The sequence below is a fragment of the Morganella morganii genome, assembly GCF_019243775.1.
Classification (GTDB): domain Bacteria; phylum Pseudomonadota; class Gammaproteobacteria; order Enterobacterales; family Enterobacteriaceae; genus Morganella; species Morganella morganii.
Genome location: NZ_CP069157.1, coordinates 3,285,044 through 3,306,038 on the forward strand (window position 1 = coordinate 3,285,044; position 20,995 = coordinate 3,306,038).

A 20,995-nucleotide genomic window follows, 5' to 3' on the forward strand; every position below is an offset into this window, starting at 1 on the left:
TTCCTAATCTTACCCGGAGAAATAATGAACAACTTCACTCTTTTCACCCCGACAAAAATTCGTTTCGGCAAAGGCCAAATCGCCAAACTCAGCAGTGAAATCCCGAAAGATGCCAAAGTACTGATGCTGTACGGCGGCGGCAGTATTAAGCGTAACGGTGTTTACGAGCAGGTACTGGCTGCCCTGGACGGTTATGATGTTCATGAATTTTCAGGTATCGAACCGAACCCGGCCTATGAAACGCTGGTAAAAGCGATTGCGTATATCCGTGAGCATGACATCAGCTATCTGCTGGCGGTCGGCGGCGGGTCTGTTATCGACGGTACCAAGTTTATTGCCGCTGCGGTGGATTATCCGGGCGATCCGTGGGATATCATCACCACCGGAGGCCGCAATATCCGCAGTGCACTGCCGATTGCCTGTGTGCTGACACTTCCGGCCACCGGTTCTGAAACCAACTGTTTTTCTGTGGTCAGCCGCCGTGAAACCGGAGATAAGCAATCATTCGGTCACCCGCTGGTGCATCCGAAGTGTGCCATTCTTGATCCGCAGACCACTTACACCCTGCCGCCGCGCCAGACAGCCAACGGTGTGGTCGATGCCTTTATTCACACCCTCGAGCAGTATCTGACGTATCCGGTGAATGCCAAAATTCAGGACCGGTTTGCAGAAGGTATTCTGCTGACACTGATTGAGGAAGGCCCGAAAGTACTGGCAAACCCGGAGGATTATGACAGCCGTGCCAATGTGATGTGGGCCGCCACCCAGGCGCTGAGCGGGCTGATTGGTGCCGGTGTGCCGCAGGACTGGGCAACCCACGCACTGGGCCATGAAATTACTGCGCTGTACGGACTGGATCACGCGCAGACACTGGCGATTGTGTTACCGGCACTGCTGCGGGAAAAACGCAAAACCAAGCGCGAAAAATTATTACAGTACGCTGAGCGTGTCTGGCATCTGACAGACGGTTCTGAAGAGAGCCGGATTGAGTGCGCCATTGAAGCAACCCGCGTTTTCTTTGAAGAGCTGGGCATAAAAACCCGTTTCTCTGATTATCAGATTGATGACAGCGGCATTCCCAAACTGGTTGCCAAGCTTACTGAACACGGCCAGACTGCCCTGGGTGAACACCAGGACATCACACCGGAAGTCAGTGAACGGATCTACCGGGCTGCCGTCTGATACACCATAAACACTGATTGGAGGCCACATGAACAAACCTGCATTAGTTACCTTATCTGACGGACACTTAATGCCGCAACTGGGGCTGGGTGTCTGGAAAGCCGGGAACGACGTGGTCGGCTCTGCTGTGCAGACCGCACTCGAAACCGGTTACCGGCTGATTGATACTGCCGCGATTTATCAGAACGAGGAAGGTGTCGGTGAAGGACTGAAAGCGACCACCGTTCCCCGAGACGAGTTGTTTATCACCACCAAACTGTGGAACAGCGATCAGCAACATGCCGGTAAGGCGCTGGAAGCGAGCCTGAAAAAGTTACAGCTCGATTATGTGGATTTGTATCTGATCCACTGGCCCGCACCGGCAGAAGACCATTATGTCTCCGCCTGGGAGCAGTTGATTGAATTACAGAAATCCGGACTGACCCGCAGTATCGGTGTCTGTAATTTTGATATCGGCCATTTGCAGCGCATTATCCACAAAACCGGCGTGGCACCGGTACTCAATCAGATAGAACTGCATCCTCTGCTGCAACAGCGCGAGCTTCAGGCCTGGAATGCGACCCATTCCATTCACACTGAATCCTGGAGTCCGCTGGCACAGGGCGGCGAAGGCGTTTTTGATACTGATATCATTCAGGCATTAGCGGCGAAATACCAGAAAACACCAGCACAGATAGTGATTCGCTGGCATCTGGATCGCGGGCTGATTGTGATACCGAAATCAGTCACCCCTTCGCGGATTCATGAAAACTTTGATGTCTTTGATTTCCGTCTGGAGAAAGAAGAACTCTCACAGATTCAGTCTCTCGATTCAGGTACCCGCTTAGGGCCGGATCCAAAAGAATTTAATTAAGTTAGTTACTGTCTAAAAGCCATCTGTATAAATTATACAGGTGGTTTTTATTTATTTTATAACTGCTTTTCAAATGACCATTCAATAAACAAATAATTCATAAATAAAAAAGGGGAAATACACGAACGCAATATGTATTTCCCAAAGCATGGCAAATATAGCAGGATTAATTATCCAAATTTCAGCCTTGCTGTCATCAATATAATTAATTCACTATTTATTAAAAATAAATTCAAACGCCAATATGAAAGGAGGAGTATATGAAACATGACCTTTCAGTCACCATAACACAGCATTACCATTCAAGGTTAAAAGCCATGTTGTACATCACATCGTTCGAACCGGTGTATGCAACACCAGTCTTCACAGCGATGTTCTCGTTGAACCGGTAACCGGTTCCCACTGCGACTGCCTGAGTGGACTGGTATCCGCCCATCGCCGCAGTGATATTCAGTTTACCGACACCGTACGGCTGGAACAGACCGTTCAGTGCGGCACTGGCCGCCAGACCGTTATCAAGGCGCTCGTTGGTTTCACGTAAATCATTTTCCAGTGAACGCAGATCCTGGCGGTTCTTCAGGATATCGAGGGTATTTTTATCAATTTTGGTCGCGTGTTTATCAATATCTCTTCTGTTAGCATTAGCCACATTGGTTGTCGTATTACTCTTTTTGCGAACATCTTTTAAATCTGTTGTCAGCTTGTCTGAACCGGCTTTCAGTTCAGAGATCATTTTTCCCTGCTGCTGAATTTCGTTACCCTGTGAAAAATTCACTTCATCTGTCAGTTCGATAGCTGATTCCAGATTATTAATTTCCTGCTCATTCTTCTTACTATCTTGTTTTAACTGATAAATTGCATTATCGGCAGGGATCGCTCGTTCAATCAGAGAATTGATATTATTTCTTATGTTTTTATTTTCCGAATGAAGTTCTTCGAGTTGATCATCCTGTTCTTTATTCACAGTCTGAACGGCTGAGATATCCGTATGCAGTTCACCCACAGATAAAATGACAGATTCACTCTGTATTTTGATACTGTCTGCATCCTGTTTTAACTGAGATATCTCATTGAATACCGGTGATATTGTCTCATTTATCTCATTGATTTTAACTTCAGCAGACAGGGCTGCCGCCCCCAGTTTCTCCAGCTTAGTATCCTGTTTTTCATTAGCATCCTGTATATTTTTCATGTCACTATTAAATTCATCAATAGTTTGAGATAATGACTGATTATAAACAGGGGAATTACTCTGTATCTCCGTAACACTGTTCAGTGTATGATTAATTTTGTCATTTAAGTAATTATATGTTTGAATAACTTCTGAAATACCCGCACTGCGGTCATACTCATTTTTAATTTCAGATGTAATCAATGGCTGATAATTATTTTCTACAAAATATAATTTAGTACTGGTTTCCGGTACTAATACCGGAATCTCGTCTTCAGTAACTTTTTTATATTCAGATAAATCAACAAGTGTTCTTGCATAATAGTAGTTGCTGTTATCATCAGCGTTCGCATATGAAAAAGGCAGCATGATAAGCAGGGAAATTAAATTTTTTTTTCATTCATTAACTCTCAATATAGATAAAACAGGATTTGAAAAAATATACCTGCATTACCGCAGAGAAAGAATAAACAAAACATAAACACAAAAAAAAGCCAAAAAATATAGTTAGGTAATTATTTTAACAGAAGAGAATCGAATCGTTTTTCCGGAGAAATAAAAAATCCGCCGCAGCGGATTTTTTATTTTAACAAACGTGATTATTTATCTTTAATCAGGCTGTGCATTTCCTGTACTGAAATCACTCTCTCTGTCGGATCCATATTCAGAGACAGTGTGGTGGCAAAGCCGCCGTTCATGGTGGTGTCGTAATGCACTTTATATTGCAGGGCGCTGCGGCGGATCACTTTGGAATCCTCAATCGCCTGACGACCGGCGGTGGTATTCACAATGTAATCGTATTCGCCGTTTTTAATTCTGTCCTGAATGTGAGGGCGACCTTCGTGCACCTTATTCACCAGGCGCGGGTTAATACCCGCCTCACCCAGCACAATCGCAGTACCGTGTGTCGCATCCAGCTCAAAACCCTGTTTCAGCAGTTTTGCCGCCAGATCCACCACCCGCGCTTTATCACCTTCGCGGACAGAGAGCAGCGCACGGCCTTTCTTCTTCAGTGAGGAAGAGCTGCCGAGCATGGCTTTGGCAAAGGCTTCCGCAAAGGTGCGTCCCACGCCCATCACTTCCCCGGTAGAGCGCATTTCCGGCCCTAAAATCGGGTCAACGCCCGGGAATTTGTTGAATGGCAGCACCACTTCTTTCACCGAGTAGTACGGCGGGATGACTTCTTTTGTCACACCCTGCTGCGTCAGTGTCTGACCGGCCATCACGCGCGCTGCGACTTTCGCCAGCGGCACCCCGGTGGCTTTGGAGACAAACGGCACCGTACGCGCCGCACGCGGGTTAACTTCAATCAGATACACTTCGTTGTCTTTGACCGCAAACTGGGTGTTCATCAGACCGCGCACACGCAGTTCCATCGCCAGTTTTCTCACCTGGTCGCGCATCACATCCTGGATTTCCTGACTCAGCGTGTAAGCCGGTAACGAGCAGGCAGAATCCCCGGAGTGAACCCCCGCCTGTTCGATGTGCTCCATAATGCCGCCAATCAGCACCTGTTCGCCGTCGCAGATAGCATCGACATCCACCTCAATCGCATCGTCGAGGAAGCGGTCAAGCAGTACCGGCGCGTCATTGGAGACACTGACTGCATTCTGGAAGTAACGGCGCAGGTCGGTTTCGTCGCAGACGATTTCCATCGCGCGACCGCCCAGCACATAAGAAGGACGCACCACCAGCGGATAACCAATTTCTTTTGCCCGCTCAACCGCCTGCTCAATATTAGAGACGGTGGCGTTTGCCGGTTGTTTCAGGCCGAGGCGGACGACCGCCTGCTGGAAACGCTCGCGGTCTTCCGCGCGGTCAATCGCATCCGGGCTGGTACCGATAACCGGCACACCGGCCGCTTCCAGGCTGCGCGCCAGTTTCAGCGGAGTCTGGCCGCCGTACTGAACAATCACACCCGCCGGTTTTTCGACACGCACGATTTCCAGCACATCTTCCAGCGTCACCGGCTCGAAATAGAGGCGGTCAGAAGTGTCGTAGTCAGTGGAAACCGTTTCCGGGTTGCAGTTGACCATGATGGTTTCGTAGCCGTCTTCACGCAGCGCCATCGCCGCGTGTACGCAGCAGTAGTCAAACTCAATGCCCTGGCCGATACGGTTCGGCCCGCCGCCGAGTACCATAATTTTCGGTTTGTCGTTGTTCGGCTGCGCTTCACACTCTTCTTCATAGGTGGAGTAGAGATAGGCGGTGTCAGTGGCAAATTCCGCCGCGCAGGTATCCACACGCTTATAAACCGGCCACAGCTGATAGCTGTCACGCAGTTTGCGGATTTCAGCTTCCGCCACACCGACCAGTTTTGCCAGCCGCGCATCCGCAAAACCTTTGCGTTTCAGGTGACGCAGGAATTCGGGGGTCAGGCCGTTAATCCCGACTTCTGCCACCTGCTCTTCCAGACGCACCAGCTCTTCAATCTGTACCAGGAACCAGCGGTCAACGTTGGTCAGGTTAAATACGCCGTCAACTGACAGTCCGGCGCGGAATGCGTCCGCGATATACCAGATCCGCTCGCCGCCCGCTTCTTTCAGCTCACGGCGGATGCGGGTCAGTGCATCCGGGTCGTCCAGGTTCACTTTCGGATCAAAACCGGTCGCGCCCACTTCGAGGCCGCGCAGCGCTTTTTGCAGGGATTCCTGCTGAGTGCGGCCGATAGCCATCACTTCACCGACGGATTTCATCTGTGTGGTCAGACGGTCATTGGTGCCGGCAAATTTTTCAAAGTTAAAGCGCGGGATTTTTGTCACAACATAGTCGATGGACGGCTCAAAGGAGGCCGGTGTCAGGCCGCCGGTGATGTCGTTTGACAGTTCATCCAGCGTGTAGCCGACTGCCAGTTTGGCCGCGATTTTGGCAATCGGGAAGCCGGTCGCTTTGGAGGCCAGCGCGGAGGAGCGCGATACACGCGGGTTCATCTCGATAACAATCAGACGACCGGTTTTCGGGTTCACCGAGAACTGCACGTTGGAGCCGCCGGTTTCCACGCCGATTTCACGCAGCACCGCCATCGAGGCGTTACGCATGATTTGGTATTCTTTGTCGGTCAGGGTCTGTGCAGGGGCAACAGTGATAGAGTCACCGGTGTGGATCCCCATCGCGTCGAAGTTTTCGATGGAGCAGACAATGATGCAGTTATCATTTTTGTCCCGCACCACTTCCATTTCATACTCTTTCCAGCCAATCAGTGATTCATCAATCAGCAGTTCGTTGGTCGGGGAGAGATCCAGGCCGCGGGTACAGATTTCCTCGAATTCTTCACGGTTATACGCAATACCGCCGCCGGTGCCGCCCATGGTGAATGACGGGCGGATAATGCACGGGAAACCGACATCATCGGCGACCGCAAACGCTTCTTCCATGGTGTGTGCGATACCGGAACGCGCTGTATCCAGACCGATTTTTTTCATCGCGATATCGAAACGGCGGCGATCTTCGGCTTTATCAATCGCATCTGCTGTCGCGCCAATCATTTCGACGCCGAACTCTGCCAGCACGCCGTGACGTTCCAGATCCAGCGCACAGTTCAGCGCGGTTTGTCCGCCCATGGTCGGCAGAACGGCATCCGGGCGCTCTTTTTCGATGATTTTGCGCACCACTTCCCAGTGAATCGGCTCGATGTAAGTCGCATCCGCCATTTCCGGGTCGGTCATAATGGTTGCCGGGTTCGAGTTAACGAGGATAACGCGGTAGCCCTCTTCGCGCAGGGCTTTACACGCCTGGGCGCCGGAGTAGTCAAATTCACAGGCCTGGCCGATAACAATCGGACCGGCGCCTAAAATCAGGATGCTGCTGATATCTGTACGTTTTGCCATTTTTCTGCTCCTGATCAGTGACGGGCGTTTTTCATCAGTTCAATAAAGTGGTCGAACAGCGGGGCGGCGTCGTGCGGGCCCGGGCTGGCTTCAGGGTGACCCTGGAAGCTGAATGCAGGCTTATCATTACGGTGAATACCCTGCAGTGTGCCGTCAAACAATGATTTATGCGTGACGCGCAGTGTCGCGGGCAGCGTCGCCTCATCCACCGCAAAACCGTGGTTCTGCGCGGTAATCATCACCACATTATTTTCAATGTCTTTAACCGGGTGGTTGCCGCCGTGGTGACCAAATTTCATTTTGATGGTCTTTGCACCGCTGGCGAGTGCCAGTAACTGGTGCCCCAGGCAGATGCCGAACAACGGAATATCGGTTTCCAGGAAACGGGTGATAGCCTCAATCGCATAATCACACGGTGCCGGATCACCCGGGCCGTTGGAGAGGAAAATACCGTCCGGTGCCATTTTCAGCACCTCTTCCGCCGGGGTCTGTGCCGGTACGACGGTCAGGCGGCAGCCGCGATCCACCAGCATACGCAGAATATTGCGTTTAGCACCGAAGTCATACGCCACCACATGAAACGGCAGCTCTTCCGCTGTTTTATCCGCCGGTAAGCCGCTGTCCAGTGTCCAGGAGCCCTGTGTCCAGCTGTATGGCTGCGCGGTGGTGACTTCTTTCGCCAGATCCAGCCCGTTAAGCCCGCTGAAGCTCTGTGCATTTTTCAGCGCCAGTGCCGCATCCGGGTGTTCACCGGCGATGATGCAGCCGTTCTGAGCGCCTTTCTCGCGCAGTAATCGGGTCAGTTTGCGGGTATCAATATCGGCGATAGCCACGACGTTGCGGTGTTTCAGGTATTCGGAGAGGCTTTCTTCACTGCGGAAATTACTGGTGGTCAGCGGCAGGTCGCGGATAACGAGGCCTTGTGCATAAACATCCGGGGATTCTTCATCAGCACTGTTAGTGCCGGTATTACCAATATGGGGATAAGTGAGAGTGACTATCTGGCGGGAATAAGAGGGGTCGGTGAGAATTTCCTGATACCCCGTCATCGAGGTATTAAAAACAACTTCGCCGGTAACGGCACCCTCTGCGCCGATGGCGCGTCCGTGAAATGTGGTTCCGTCTTGCAGAACCAGGATTGCTGACTTAAACAAAACACCCTCCGGAGGAATAATAAATCACAATTAGTGCATATTAATTCAGATTTGGGGCTATAAAGCAATGCCAAAATAGAAATTTAACCAAATTTTGACAAATTGCGGCGCATTCTAAAGATCGAACGGGCAGTTGTCCAGAGAAAATCGACTTTTTTATATTTTTTTACTCATCATGATCAAAACAGGCTGGCTGACAGGGATAAAACAGTATCATTATTAGCTTTATGCTGAATTTTTGATGAGATGACTGAAAAAAAGGCTAACGGCCGGAAAAAGAGGTGAGAAAGGCAAAAACAGCAATAAAAAAGAGAGTAACAACGATGATAATGATAAAAAACATAGGTCAGATAAAGAATTATAAAAAAAAGAATAGTTAAAGCAGTGATAAATCAAAATATCACTGCTTTATCAATCTGTTGTAATTTATACTTTATTATAAATTTTCCAGATCAAGCACATCCTTCATAGTGAATAGACCGTTCTTTTTATCACTCAGCCAGGCTGCTGCCTTAACCGCGCCATTTGCAAATGTCATCCGGCTTGAAGCCTTGTGGCTGATTTCAACACGCTCGCCGATATCCGCAAACATCGCTGTGTGCTCGCCCACAATGTCCCCGGCACGCACAGTGGCAAACCCGATAGTGTTCCGCTCCCGCTCGCCGGTATAGCCTTCACGGCAATACACCGCGCAATCCTTCAGGTCACGCCCCAGCGCCCCGGCAATAGATTCTCCCATCGCCAGCGCTGTTCCGGACGGCGCATCCACTTTATGGCGGTGATGCGCTTCAATAATTTCAATATCGGTATAGTCGCCCATGACTTTGGCCGCCTTTTCCAGCAGTTTCAGCACCAGATTGACGCCAACACTGAAATTCGCCGCAAAAACCACAGGAATTTGCTGCGCAGCCTGTGCAATAGCGGCCTTTCCGGCATCATCAAACCCGGTGGTGCCGATAATCATCCCTTTGCCGTTCGCGGTACAGAACGTCAGATGTGTCAGGGTGCCTTCCGGGCGGGTGAAATCAATCAGGATGTCGAAATTGTCTTTCTGGCTGTTCAGATCAGCCGTCAGGATCACGCCATTGCGCCCGGTACCGGCCAGTTCACCGGCATCAGTCCCGGTGAGTGAGGAGCCTTCGCGCTCAAATGCCGCACCCAGCACCACATCATCATTCTGTGCAATCGCCTGAATCAGCTGGCGTCCCATGCGGCCACCGGCACCCGCAACCGCGAGCCGTAACTTACCCATATTTGTTATCCTCAGTTTTCTGTCTGTATGTCAGCAGATTAACGGCTGTCCGGCCGGATTACCAGTTACCCGCCGCTATCATCAGAAAATCACAATACAGCCCGCCGATTATCAGTAAAACTGTATTTACCGGACTGCAGACAAAAAAAAGCAGAACCTGCGTTCTGCTTTGCTGTGTCAGACTTCTTTGATATCCACCCGTAACTCTTTCGGGACTTCAAAGATAATATTTTCCTCACGCCCCTCGAGCTGACTGATTTCATCCGCCCCCAGTTCCTGAAGACGGCTGATCACCTGCTGTACCAGCACATCCGGTGCGGATGCCCCGGCCGTCAGGCCGATAGTATCCACATCACGTAGCCAGGCGGGATTAATATCATCCGCAGAATCAATCAGATAAGACGGTTTTCCGACCCGCTGCGCCAGCTCCGCCAGCCGGTTGGAGTTTGATGAGTTTTTAGAGCCAACCACCAGCACCAGATCTGCCTGACCCGCCAGATCCCGCACTGCTTCCTGGCGGTTGGTGGTGGCATAGCAGATATCGTCTTTGCGCGGCCCGATGATTTTCGGGAAACGGGCATTCAGCGCATCAATAACTTCGGAGGTATCATCGACAGACAGAGTGGTCTGCGTCATAAAGCTGAGGTTTTCCTCATCTTTGACGTTCAGTTTCCACACATCTTCCGGGGATTCCACCAGATACATGCCGCCTTCCGGGTTGTTGTACTGTCCCATCGTCCCTTCCACTTCCGGATGCCCGGCGTGGCCGATCAAAATCGCCTCTTTGCCTTTGCGGCTGGCACGGGCCACTTCCATATGCACTTTGGTAACCAGCGGACAGGTGGCATCAAACAGCATGGTGAGATTACGGGAACGCGCTTCCTGGCGGATTGCCTGCGAGACACCGTGGGCGGAGAAGATCAGAATGGCGTTATCCGGTACTTCAGCGATTTCCTCAATAAAAATCGCGCCGCGCTCACGCAGATCATTGACCACATAGCGGTTGTGCACGACTTCATGACGGACATAGATAGGCGCACCATATAACTCCAGCGCCCGCTCCACAATACTGATTGCCCGGTCAACACCTGCACAGAACCCCCGCGGGTTAGCCAGTAAAATACGCACGTTCAGCCTCCAAACGATCGCCCGGACGGGCAGTAAAACAAAAATTCAACATTTGCGCGCTACTATACCAGAGCCGTCCCCCGGACCGTAATGCTAATTATTGCTCTGTGTCTTATGCAGTGACGTCACGGACACTGATATCAAACGTCACATCCTGTCCGCACAGCGGATGGTTGAAATCCACCTCGACAGAATCTTCAGTAACGGATTTGATAATCCCCGGCATTTCGCTGCCGTTCATGGCGGTAAACAGCATGATCGTGCCGGTTTCCGGCAGACCCGCTTCCAGGAAATCGGCGGCAGAGAAAAACTGAATCAGATCCGGGCTCGGCTTGCCGAACACCGCCTCACCGGGCAGTGTGAAGGTTTTTTTATCCCCGGCGGATAAGCCCAATAATTGCTGCTCCAGTGCATCAGACAAACTGCCGTCACCGAGGCGGAACAGTGCCGGTTTGCCTTGTGCTTCTGTGGAATCCGCCACCGAGCCGTCAGACAGTTTCAGGGTGTAATCCAGTAATACGCTGTGATGTTCTGCAACCTGCATATAATTATTACTCTCTGTATCAGATAAAAAATATCCGCCTGGCGGCGGATATTCGGGTCATCAGTCTGATGATGTCTTGTTCTCTGGTTTGTCGCTTTTCTTACCGTCAGGGATAAAGCTTTCAATAATGATAAGCCCCGCCCCGATGATGATCCAGCTGTCCGCCAGGTTGAACGTCGGCCAGTGCCAGTCACCGACATAAAAGTCGATGTAATCCACCACAAAACCGTGCATCAGGCGATCAAGCAGGTTGCCGATCGCCCCGCCGATAATCAGTGCATAGGCAATATTACTGAGTTTATTGCGCGCACTGGTGCGGTACATCATCACCAGTAATGTCACGGAGATACCGATAGCCACCGCTGTGAAGAACCAGCGCTGCCAGCCGCCCTGAGATGCGAGGAAGCTGAATGCGGCACCGTAATTCCGCACATAGGTCAGATTAAAGTACGGTATCAGTGATGTGGATTCATGCAGCCCGTAATTGGCTAAAATCAGCTGCTTTGAAATCGCATCCAGTACCAGTACCAGGACCGCCAGCCACAGCCAGCGCAATCCGGTCGAACACAGTGGTTTTTTCATTTATCAGGCAAACTTACGTTCTTCACCGTTTCCGGCTACGTTTGTCACACAGCGGCCGCACAGTTCAGGATGTTCACTGTCCTGACCGATGTCGGTCGCATAATGCCAGCAACGCGGACACTTACTGCCTTCCGCTTTGCCGAAGCCGATGCGCAGGCCGTCCAGCTCACTGTTTACTGCACTTTCCGGTGCCGCAGACAGCGGTTTCACATCTGCCTGAGAGGTCAGCAGCACGAAACGCAGTTCATTACCCAGGCGGTTCAGCTGTGCCGCCAGAGCATCATCCGCATACAGGGTCACCGCTGCTTCCAGCGAACCGCCGATCAGTTTGTCGGCACGTGCCTGCTCCAGCACTTTGTTGACTTCACCACGCACCGCCAGCAGCGTTGCCCAGTAATCATCGTTCATGCTGTCCTGTGCATTCAGTCCGAACAGGCCGTCATACCACTCTTCAGTGAAGACGTACTGAGGACGTTTGCCCGGCATCACATTCCAGATTTCATCAGCGGTGAAGGACATGATCGGCGCCATCCAGCGAACCAGAGCTTCCGCGATGTGGAACAGTGCGGTCTGACAGCTGCGGCGTGCCAGGCCATCGCTTTTCGCGGTGTACTGACGATCTTTGATGATATCCAGGTAGAAAGAGCCCATTTCCACCGAGCAGAACTGCATCAGACGCTGTACCACTTCATGGAAATCATAGGCTTCATACGATTTCAGAATATCAGCCTGTGCCGCCAGTGCGCGGCCGACAGCCCAGCGGTCTGCCACAATCATCTCTTCCGGTTTCACCATATCGGTTTCCGGATTGAAACCATTGAGGTTCGCCAGCAGGAAACGCGCAGTGTTACGGATACGGCGGTAAGAATCTGCAGAACGTTTCAGGATTTCATCCGAAACCGCAATTTCACCGGAGTAGTCAGTAGAAGCAACCCACAGACGCAGGATATCCGCGCCGAGTTTGTTCATCACATCCTGCGGGCTGATGGTGTTGCCCAGCGATTTGGACATTTTGCGTCCCTGACCATCGACGGTAAAACCGTGAGTCAGTACTTCGCGGTAAGGCGCTTTGCCTTTCATCGCGGTGGACAGCATCAGTGAGGACATAAACCAGCCGCGGTGCTGGTCAGAACCTTCCAGATACATGTCCGCAGAATTGCCATGGAACTCCGGACGGGCATCGACAACAGCAAAGTGGGTGGATCCGGAGTCAAACCAGACATCCAGGGTATCCGGTACTTTTTCATAGATATCGGCATCATCACCCAGCAGGTCGCGCGGATCGAGATCCCACCATGCCTGAATACCGTGCTCTTCCACACGTTTGGCGACGTCTTCCATCAGTTCCAGGGTACGCGGATGCAGTTCCTGGGTCTCTTTATGGACAAACAGAGACATCGGTGTGCCCCAGGTGCGCTGACGGGAGATACACCAGTCCGGACGGTTTTCCACCATCGCGGTGATACGCGCTTCGCCCCAGCCCGGGATCCACTTCACGCCTTTGATTTCATTCAGAGACTGCGGACGCAGACCGTTCACATCCATCCCGATAAACCACTGTGGTGTGGCACGGAAAATAACCGGTGTTTTGTGACGCCAGCAGCACGGATAGCTGTGCGAAATATTTTCACTGTGCAGCAGTGCGCCTTTCTCTTTCAGCAGGTCCAGAATGATGTCATTGGCTTTCAGCACAAACACACCGTCCAGTGACGGATAAGTGCCGCTGACATAACAGCCGTTCGGGCCGACCGGGTTGGCGGTTTCCAGGCCGTATTTCTGGCCGATTACATAGTCGTCAGGACCGTGGCCCGGCGCAGTATGCACAGCACCGGTACCCGCATCCAGGGTGACGTGATCGCCGAGGATAGCCGGAACGTCAAAGCCCATAAACGGATGATTAAACCGCAGCAGTTCCAGGTCGCTGCCTTTGCAGCCCGCTTCAACAGTCCAGCTGGTGATACCGGCGCGTTTCATCACGCTTTCCACCAGGTCAGCGGCCAGAATCAGGCGTTCGTCGTTCACGCGGACTAACTGATAATCAAATTCCGGGTTCAGGGAAATCGCGCGGTTCGCCGGTAAAGTCCACGGGGTGGTGGTCCAGATAACCAGAGAAACCGGCAGCCCGTCATTTTTCACGCCGAATTTGCTGTAAACCGCATCCGCGTCCGCAGCGGTGAAACGCACGTCAATGGACGGGGAGGTTTTGTCGTAATATTCCACTTCCGCTTCCGCCAGGGAAGAGGCACAGGAGGTACACCAGTGAACCGGTTTTGCCCCTTTGACCAGATGGCCGTTGGCAATCACTTTTGCCAGTGCGCGGATAATGTGAGCTTCGGTTTTGAAGTCCATGGTCAGGTACGGATGATCCCAGTCACCCAGCACGCCCAGACGGATAAAGTCTTCCTTCTGGCCTTCAATCTGCTCTTTTGCGTATTCACGGCAGGCAGCACGAAACTCAGCCGGTGTGACTTTATCACCCGGCTTGCCAATCACCTGTTCGACTTTGTGTTCAATCGGTAAGCCGTGGCAGTCCCAGCCCGGAATATACGGGGAGTCGAAACCGGCCATGCCTTTGGATTTAATAATAATATCTTTGAGAATTTTATTGACTGAGTGACCAATGTGAATGCTGCCGTTTGCATACGGAGGGCCGTCATGCAGGATAAATGTTTTTTTACCGGTTTTGGCTTTACGGATCGCCTGGTACAGACCTTCTTTGTACCAGCGTTTCAGCATATCAGGTTCGCGCTTTGCTAAGTCCCCGCGCATAGGGAACCCTGTCTCCGGGAGATTCAGGGTATTTTTATAGTCACTCATTCGATTCTCAGTTCCAATATTATTCCGTTAAACACATAACGAGGGGTTGGATTGTAAAAATTCCCTTGCCGCAATCTCATCCCGCGCGATTTGCGCTTTCAGCTCATCGAGCGAGGCAAACCGCTGTTCATTTCGCAATTTCTTGCGCAGTACCACATCCGGATGCTGCCCGTATAAATCCATTGCCGCATCAATCAGATGAACTTCCAGTTGCTGGCCCTTGCCCTGTACAGTCGGGCGGGAGCCGATATTGGCCACACCCGGCAGCGGATGCGGCCCGAGGCCGTATACGTCCACAGCGTACACACCGTTTACCGGTGCGGCCAGACGTTTCAGGGGGATATTGGCAGTCGGGAAACCGATCGTGCGCCCGAGTTCGTTGCCGTGCACCACGCGCCCGCTGATGCGGTAAGGGTGCCCGAGCAGTGCCTCAGCCAGTGCCAGATCGTCATTTTCCAGAGCACGGCGAATGGCCGTGCTGCTGATCCGTTTGCCGTTATCACAAAAACTTTCCGTGCTGCGGACCGTGAAACCATACTGTTTCCCTGCCTCACACAGCCCGTTAAAATCGCCCTGACGATTTTTTCCGAAACGAAAATCATCCCCGACCACCAGAAATTTTACCCCGAGCTGTTCAACCAGCAGGTGTGAGATAAAGGCATCCGGTGTCAGTGATGCAAATTGTTTGCTGAATTTAACACACAATAAGTAGTCCACACCGTACTGCGCAAGATATTTTACCTTATCGCGCAGCCGGGTCAGGCGTGCCGGCGCTTTATCCGGGGCAAAAAATTCCAGCGGCTGCGGCTCGAAGATCATGACGACCGACGGCAGCCCCAGGCGTTTTCCTTCCTGCGCCAGATGTGACAGTAATGCCTGATGTCCGCGATGAACGCCATCAAAATTACCGATAGTCAGCACGCAACCATGGTGACGCGCACGAATATTGTGAGTACCGCGAATTAGCTCCATAGCCGGCTCAATACAGTCAAAATTAGTCCGATTATACCTTGTCCGCCGCGTCAGGTTAACCCACTAATGCGGCTGAATCGCGAATTCTCTGTACAAAAAGCGGGGCATCCCCCTCTGCGGAAAGTGAAAAATAATTTTTTTCGTCAGAATCTTACCATTCCGGTGACTTTTTTCCGTGTAAGGGCTGTATTCCCGCTGCGTAAACTGATAAAATCCCCGCCCATCACAACGTACATTTGCGTCGCTGTACAACGACGCATATTTGCACAAATCCATTGACAAAATAAAGCGGAGCAGGCATATTCCTCCACCTTTGTATTGTCCTCGAAGAATATATTTGGGAGTTGGACCTTGGCTAATATCAAATCAGCTAAGAAACGCGCCATTCAGTCTGAAAAACGTCGTCAGCATAACGCTAGCCGTCGTTCTATGGTGCGCACCTTTATCAAGAAGGTTTACGCTGCTATCGCTGCCGGCGACAAAGAAGCTGCTCAGAACGCATTTAATGACATGCAACCACTTGTGGATCGTCACGCTGCTAAAGGCCTGATCCATAAGAACAAGGCTGCCCGTCATAAGGCGAACCTGGCTGCTCAGATCAAAGCAATGTAATCTGATTGTGCAGACATAAAAAAAACCGGCATCAGCCGGTTTTTTTATGTCCTTTTTCTGCCTCAGTCCGGTAAACCGGCATCCGCAGCCGACTGCGAACCACTGAACAGCGCAGAGAAATCCTTGTTACACACCCGCTGAACCGCCGGATGCTGGATCATACGCTCGGCAAAAATCACATAATACTCTTCTTTGATGGTATCCACTGTTCCCAGTTCGACAACATCACTGTCCGCAAAAATGCCTTTGGTGTAGAGCGACGGCGCCACAAAAATTGCATTGTGATACATACCAAATGCTTTCATCAGTGCCGCATCGTCAAACTCACCCAGAATTTCCACCTCCAGGTTTTTATTGCGGATCCAGGTCAGCAACTGACGGCCGAGCATCGAGCGGCGGCCGGGCACCAGCAGGCGGCGCTCTTCCAGGCATTCCGGGAACGGCTTCTGCGGCGCGGGCTGGCGGCAGTAGAAACTCATACTGCATTCCCCGAGCTTCACGGAAAACAGCCCTTCCTGCTGGGTGGAATCCACCGGGCAGTCAGAGAGGATCATATCCAGTTTGTGCTGGCTGAGCTGCTCCAGCAGCATTTCGTGAGTGGATTCAAAACAGCGCAGATGGATTTGCTCATGCTCCATCACCGCCGTTTCCAGCACTTTGCTGACCAGACGTTTTGACAGTGCGTCCGCAACCCCGACATCAAACAACAGATTGGATTCGCGGCTGTAAGTGACAATATCCAGCATTTCCTGGCTCAGCATAAACATTTTGTCCGCATAGCGGAACACCAGCTGACCGAGTTCTGACGGCACCAGGCCGCGTCCCTGACGTTTGAACAGCTTACCGTCCAGACGCTCTTCCAGCGCCTTGATTTGGCCGGTAATGGTTTGCGGGGTGAGATAGAGCGCTTCTGCCGCCCCCACCACCGAACCTTCTTTGCAGACGTGCCAGAAATAATAGAGGTGATTGTAGTTTAAATGGGAGACTCGCATAGTTTTTCCCGGTACATACCTTATCTTTTTTTGATGATTAACTCGGAAATTCTGTTGTATTCACCGGCCGCGGAGGCCGGTGAATAACGGATTACTGCCGGACTGTTTTCTTCGGTAACACGGAATGGAGCAGGAACAACCCGGTAACTGCCGCCATAGTGGAACCAATCAGAATTCCCAGCTTGGAGTAGGTGTTAAATGCTTCCGGAAGCCCGGTAAATGCCAGTCCCGCGATAAAGATAGACATTGTAAAACCGATCCCGCATAACACCGATACAGCGAATATCTGGTTAAGAGTAATCCTCTCCGGCAGTTTTGCAAAGCCCAGTTTTACCGAAATCAGACATGCGGTGAAAATCCCCAGCGGTTTGCCGACAAACAGACCGAGCAGGATCCCCAGCGGCAGTGTACCCATCAGTGCATCAAAGGAAATTCCCTGAACACTGACACCGGCATTGGCAAAGGCAAACAACGGCAGGATCAGAAACGCCACCCACGGATGCAGCACATGCTCCAGCTCCTCTGACGGTGAGTGCTCACCATCTTTACTGCGCAGCGGGATCAGGAACCCGACGATCACTCCGGCCAGAGTTGCGTGCACGCCGGATTTCAGAATACACACCCACAATATCAGCCCCGCAATCATATACGCAGCGGTGTTGCTGACATTACGCCAGTTCATCACACACAATACCACCACCATCAGTGCCGCCAGCAGCAGCGCTGTCAGTGAAACGGTTTTGGTGTAAAACAGCGCGATAATCACGATAACCCCGAGGTCATCAATAATCGCCAGTGCCAGCAGAAAGACTTTCAGCTCTGTCGGTACTCTTTTACCCAGCAGTGCCATTACGCCGAGGGCAAAGGCAATATCGGTTGCGGCCGGAATCGCCCAGCCCTGTGCAGCAGCGGCATCCCCGCCGTTAAACAGCAGATAGACCAGCGCCGGGGCTATCATACCGCCGAGTGCGGCAATTGCCGGAAACATCGCTTTGTCGCGCCCGGCCAGAGAGCCGGTCATCAGCTCCCTTTTTACTTCGAGCCCGACGACCAGGAAAAATATCGCCATCAGAGCGTCATTAATCCATAATAACAAGGGCTTATCAATTTCCAGTGCCGCAAATTTTACAGCAACAGGAATATCAAGAAACGACTGATACAACGCCGACAACGGCGTATTCGCCATTACCAGCGCGATCAGCGCGGCGATAATCAGCAGTATGCCGCCTGCGGCTTCGAGTTTTAAGAACTGTCGGATAATTGCGGTCATGGGTTAACTCCTTTAATACTGTCGGCGTTAATAATATGCAAACAATTAACTCGAAAAAAGCAGATTATTCAGCAATAATAACTCGATAATTCCTGATCAATAAGGGTTTGAATCACAGAATTTCCTGATAAACACCCTGAAATTAACTATATATTAACATTTTAGTTTCTGTGAAGTGTATCGTATGATCCCTCATACCGGCGGATATTCTGTTGCCGTTGCCACCGCTCACTGAATAAAACAGGTTATCCCATGTCCGCCACGCTGTTTATTGCTGTACTGTTTGCTGCCTTCTTCCATGCATCCTGGAATGCGGTGATTAAATTCGGACAGGATCGCTTTCTGGGTATCGCGGTGATGACCATCTGGTCCGGCGTGGTCTCTGTTCCCGCCCTGTTTTGGCTCGGCTTACCGGATGCAGCAGCGGTAAAGTGGCTGCTGCTGTCTGCCCTCTTTCACATCGGTTATGCCATTTGTCTGAGTAAAGCGTATTCAAAGGGCGATCTCAGCCAGATTTACCCGGTTTCCCGGGGTTGTGCCCCGCTGCTGACGACCCTGTTTGCGGTACTTCTGTTTGGTGAGCACCTGCCGTGGCTCTCTTTAGCCGGTATTCTGCTGATCATCACCGGGGTTATCCTTCCCGCGCTGAAACACGGAGCCTCCGGGCACGCCCGCAGCGGGCTGATCTATGCGGTGATCACCGCCTTTTTTACCGCCTGTTACACACTCTCCGACGGCTTCGGTGCCCGCAGCAGCACAGACTCACTGACTTATATTTTCTGGTTGTTCGCCCTGAACGGACTGGTGATGGTGGTGATGGGTTTTGCCCGTTACCGCCACCATTTCACCCGTGACTTTCTGCGTTACAGCAAGCCCGGGCTGACCGGCGGTATTCTGCAAATCTTCAGCTACGGCATTGTGATATGGGCCATGGGACAGGCGCCGATAATGATTGTCGCAGCGTTACGGGAGACCAGTGTGCTGTTCGCACTGCTGCTCTCCGCGTATTTCCTGAAAGAAAAGCTGACTCCCGCCCGGATTCTGGCCGCCTGTATTATTGTGGCCGGGGTGATTGTGACGAAGATGGGGGGATAGTTTCAGCCCTGATGTTATACAGCGTGTTCAGCATCAGCAGATTTATTTCACCTGACTTCACATTCACTTTTACCGCGTCAGGTGCAGTCATCTCCTGCCGGGCAAACTCGGCCCGGGTATTGCAGACCTGTGTCACGGGTATGCTTTTCGCAACACCGGCGCTGTGTCCGGTAGATACTGAAGGCTGAACTGCAACCAGTCCGGCGTGAATAATGGCGGATCCGATAGTATTCATCGCGTTAATCCCTGTTGATAATCAGAGCAAAAACAATAACGCGTTCAGATAAAACAACTTTTACAAAACACACAAAAAAACCGGCCGGGAAAATTATCCCGGCCGGTTATATACATATCTGACAATGGCTTATTTGGTCAGGTCATCAAAGAATTTTTTCACACCGTCAAAGAAGCGTTTTGCTTTCGGGGTGTTGTTGTGACCGCTCTGGCCATCCACAGATTCACCGAACTCACGTAACAGTTCTTTCTGTTTTTCGCTCAGTTTCACCGGGGTTTCCACCACCACACGGCACATCAGGTCACCCTGCATTCCGCCGCGCGCCGGTCTGACACCTTTGCCTTTCATGCGGAACAGCTTGCCGGTCTGGGTTTCTGCCGGGATTTTCAGCTTAACGCGCCCGTCCAGTGTCGGTACTTCAATTTCACCGCCCAGCGCCGCAACCGTAAAGCCAATCGGCACTTCACAGTAGAGATTGCTGCCGTCACGCTCGAAGATATTGTGCTGGCGGACATGAACCTCGACATACAGATCGCCTGCCGGAGCCCCCATTTCGCCTGCTTCACCTTCGCCGGTCAGACGGATACGGTCACCGCTGTCCATCCCCGCAGGGATTTTGACTGACAGGGTCTTATAGCGTTCAACACGCCCGTGACCATGACATTTGCTGCACGGATCTTTGATGATTTTGCCGCGGCCGTGACAGGTCGGACACGCCTGCTGCACTGCAAAGAAGCCCTGGCGCATCTGCACCTGGCCCATACCGTGACAGGTCGGACACTCCTGCGGCTCTGTACCTTCTTTCGCCCCGCTGCCGTGACATTTATCACAGGTTTCCAGGGTCGGAATACGGATCTCTTTGGTCACACCACGAACCGCTTCTTCAAGGGTCAGTTCGATGTTGTAACGCAGGTCTGCTCCGCGTGCCGCGCGTTGCTGACGGCGACCACCACCAAAAATATCACCGAAGACGTCACCAAAGATATCACCGAAATCAGCACCGCCGAAACCGCCGCCGCCAAATCCGCCGCCACCGCCCATACCGCCCTGCTCAAATGCCGCGTGGCCGTACTGGTCATAAGCCGCACGTTTCTGTGCGTCGGTGAGGATCTCGTATGCTTCTTTTACTTCTTTGAATTTATCTTCCGCGTCTTTATCGCCCTGATTACGGTCAGGGTGATATTTCATCGCAAGGCGTTTGTAGGCTTTTTTAATCTCTTTGTCATCCGCAGATTTCGAGACGCCCAACACCTCGTAGTAATCTTTTTTTGCCATCCGTTTTGTCCCTTAACACAAGCACACGGGCGCA

General features: G+C 51.7%; 16 protein-coding genes. 4 read left to right on the plus strand and 12 right to left on the minus strand.

What is annotated here, in order from left to right; all coding sequences use genetic code 11:
* Window positions 1-24: 24 nt before the first annotated feature.
* The gene (gene yqhD / locus JL661_RS15705) at window positions 25-1,182 is read left to right on the plus strand and encodes an alcohol dehydrogenase (protein WP_004237142.1); all 1,158 of its coding nucleotides are present in this window, start codon (window positions 25-27) and stop codon (window positions 1,180-1,182) included.
* Window positions 1,183-1,210: 28 nt separating this feature from the next.
* Window positions 1,211-2,035 (plus strand): 2,5-didehydrogluconate reductase DkgA, encoded by an 825-nt coding sequence (gene dkgA, locus JL661_RS15710; RefSeq protein ID WP_004237141.1) that lies wholly within the window; start codon window positions 1,211-1,213, stop codon window positions 2,033-2,035.
* Window positions 2,036-2,330: 295 nt separating this feature from the next.
* Here dkgA and JL661_RS15715 read toward each other — a convergent pair whose 3' ends face one another.
* From JL661_RS15715 to ribF, 9 genes are all read right to left on the minus strand, one after another.
* Window positions 2,331-3,575, minus strand: a complete 1,245-nt coding sequence (locus JL661_RS15715) for a YadA-like family protein (RefSeq protein ID WP_218480986.1) — start codon at window positions 3,573-3,575, stop codon at window positions 2,331-2,333.
* A 230-nt stretch (window positions 3,576-3,805) separates the two neighbouring features.
* Complete coding sequence (gene carB / locus JL661_RS15720; protein ID WP_062773175.1) at window positions 3,806-7,033, minus strand: carbamoyl-phosphate synthase large subunit; 3,228 nt, start codon at window positions 7,031-7,033, stop codon at window positions 3,806-3,808.
* Between the two features lie 14 nt (window positions 7,034-7,047).
* Complete coding sequence (gene carA / locus JL661_RS15725) at window positions 7,048-8,187, minus strand: glutamine-hydrolyzing carbamoyl-phosphate synthase small subunit (RefSeq protein WP_004237138.1); 1,140 nt, start codon at window positions 8,185-8,187, stop codon at window positions 7,048-7,050.
* Between the two features lie 436 nt (window positions 8,188-8,623).
* Window positions 8,624-9,439, minus strand: coding sequence for a 4-hydroxy-tetrahydrodipicolinate reductase (gene dapB / locus JL661_RS15730; protein WP_032099050.1), 816 nt, complete (start codon window positions 9,437-9,439; stop codon window positions 8,624-8,626).
* A 177-nt stretch (window positions 9,440-9,616) separates the two neighbouring features.
* The gene (gene ispH, locus JL661_RS15735) at window positions 9,617-10,567 is read right to left on the minus strand and encodes a 4-hydroxy-3-methylbut-2-enyl diphosphate reductase (protein ID WP_004242138.1); all 951 of its coding nucleotides are present in this window, start codon (window positions 10,565-10,567) and stop codon (window positions 9,617-9,619) included.
* A gap of 112 nt (window positions 10,568-10,679) precedes the next feature.
* Window positions 10,680-11,111: an FKBP-type peptidyl-prolyl cis-trans isomerase gene (fkpB, locus tag JL661_RS15740; protein WP_004237134.1), complete on the minus strand. Its 432-nt coding sequence runs from the start codon at window positions 11,109-11,111 to the stop codon at window positions 10,680-10,682.
* Between the two features lie 60 nt (window positions 11,112-11,171).
* On the minus strand, window positions 11,172-11,693 hold the full coding sequence (gene lspA, locus JL661_RS15745; RefSeq protein ID WP_004242137.1) for a signal peptidase II: 522 nt from the start codon (window positions 11,691-11,693) through the stop codon (window positions 11,172-11,174).
* A gap of 3 nt (window positions 11,694-11,696) precedes the next feature.
* Window positions 11,697-14,510: an isoleucine--tRNA ligase gene (ileS, locus tag JL661_RS15750; protein ID WP_032099047.1), complete on the minus strand. Its 2,814-nt coding sequence runs from the start codon at window positions 14,508-14,510 to the stop codon at window positions 11,697-11,699.
* Window positions 14,511-14,537: 27 nt separating this feature from the next.
* Window positions 14,538-15,482, minus strand: a complete 945-nt coding sequence (ribF, locus tag JL661_RS15755; protein ID WP_004237131.1) for a bifunctional riboflavin kinase/FAD synthetase — start codon at window positions 15,480-15,482, stop codon at window positions 14,538-14,540.
* A gap of 351 nt (window positions 15,483-15,833) precedes the next feature.
* Here ribF and rpsT point away from each other — a divergent pair, with 351 nt between their 5' ends.
* Window positions 15,834-16,094, plus strand: coding sequence for a 30S ribosomal protein S20 (gene rpsT / locus JL661_RS15760; protein ID WP_015422441.1), 261 nt, complete (start codon window positions 15,834-15,836; stop codon window positions 16,092-16,094).
* Between the two features lie 62 nt (window positions 16,095-16,156).
* Here the strand turns inward: rpsT and nhaR are convergent, their stop codons facing one another.
* Both nhaR and nhaA read right to left on the minus strand, forming a co-directional pair.
* Window positions 16,157-17,086: a transcriptional activator NhaR gene (gene nhaR, locus JL661_RS15765; protein ID WP_004237129.1), complete on the minus strand. Its 930-nt coding sequence runs from the start codon at window positions 17,084-17,086 to the stop codon at window positions 16,157-16,159.
* Between the two features lie 91 nt (window positions 17,087-17,177).
* Complete coding sequence (gene nhaA / locus JL661_RS15770) at window positions 17,178-18,356, minus strand: Na+/H+ antiporter NhaA (RefSeq protein WP_004237128.1); 1,179 nt, start codon at window positions 18,354-18,356, stop codon at window positions 17,178-17,180.
* Window positions 18,357-18,608: 252 nt separating this feature from the next.
* Here nhaA and JL661_RS15775 point away from each other — a divergent pair, with 252 nt between their 5' ends.
* Entirely contained in the window at window positions 18,609-19,451 is an 843-nt protein-coding gene (locus JL661_RS15775) for a DMT family transporter (RefSeq protein ID WP_004237125.1), read from the plus strand.
* Window positions 19,452-19,815: 364 nt separating this feature from the next.
* On the opposite strand, the gene dnaJ is transcribed toward JL661_RS15775, so the two are convergent.
* The gene (gene dnaJ / locus JL661_RS15780) at window positions 19,816-20,961 is read right to left on the minus strand and encodes a molecular chaperone DnaJ (RefSeq protein ID WP_004237124.1); all 1,146 of its coding nucleotides are present in this window, start codon (window positions 20,959-20,961) and stop codon (window positions 19,816-19,818) included.
* Window positions 20,962-20,995: the final 34 nt, after the last annotated feature.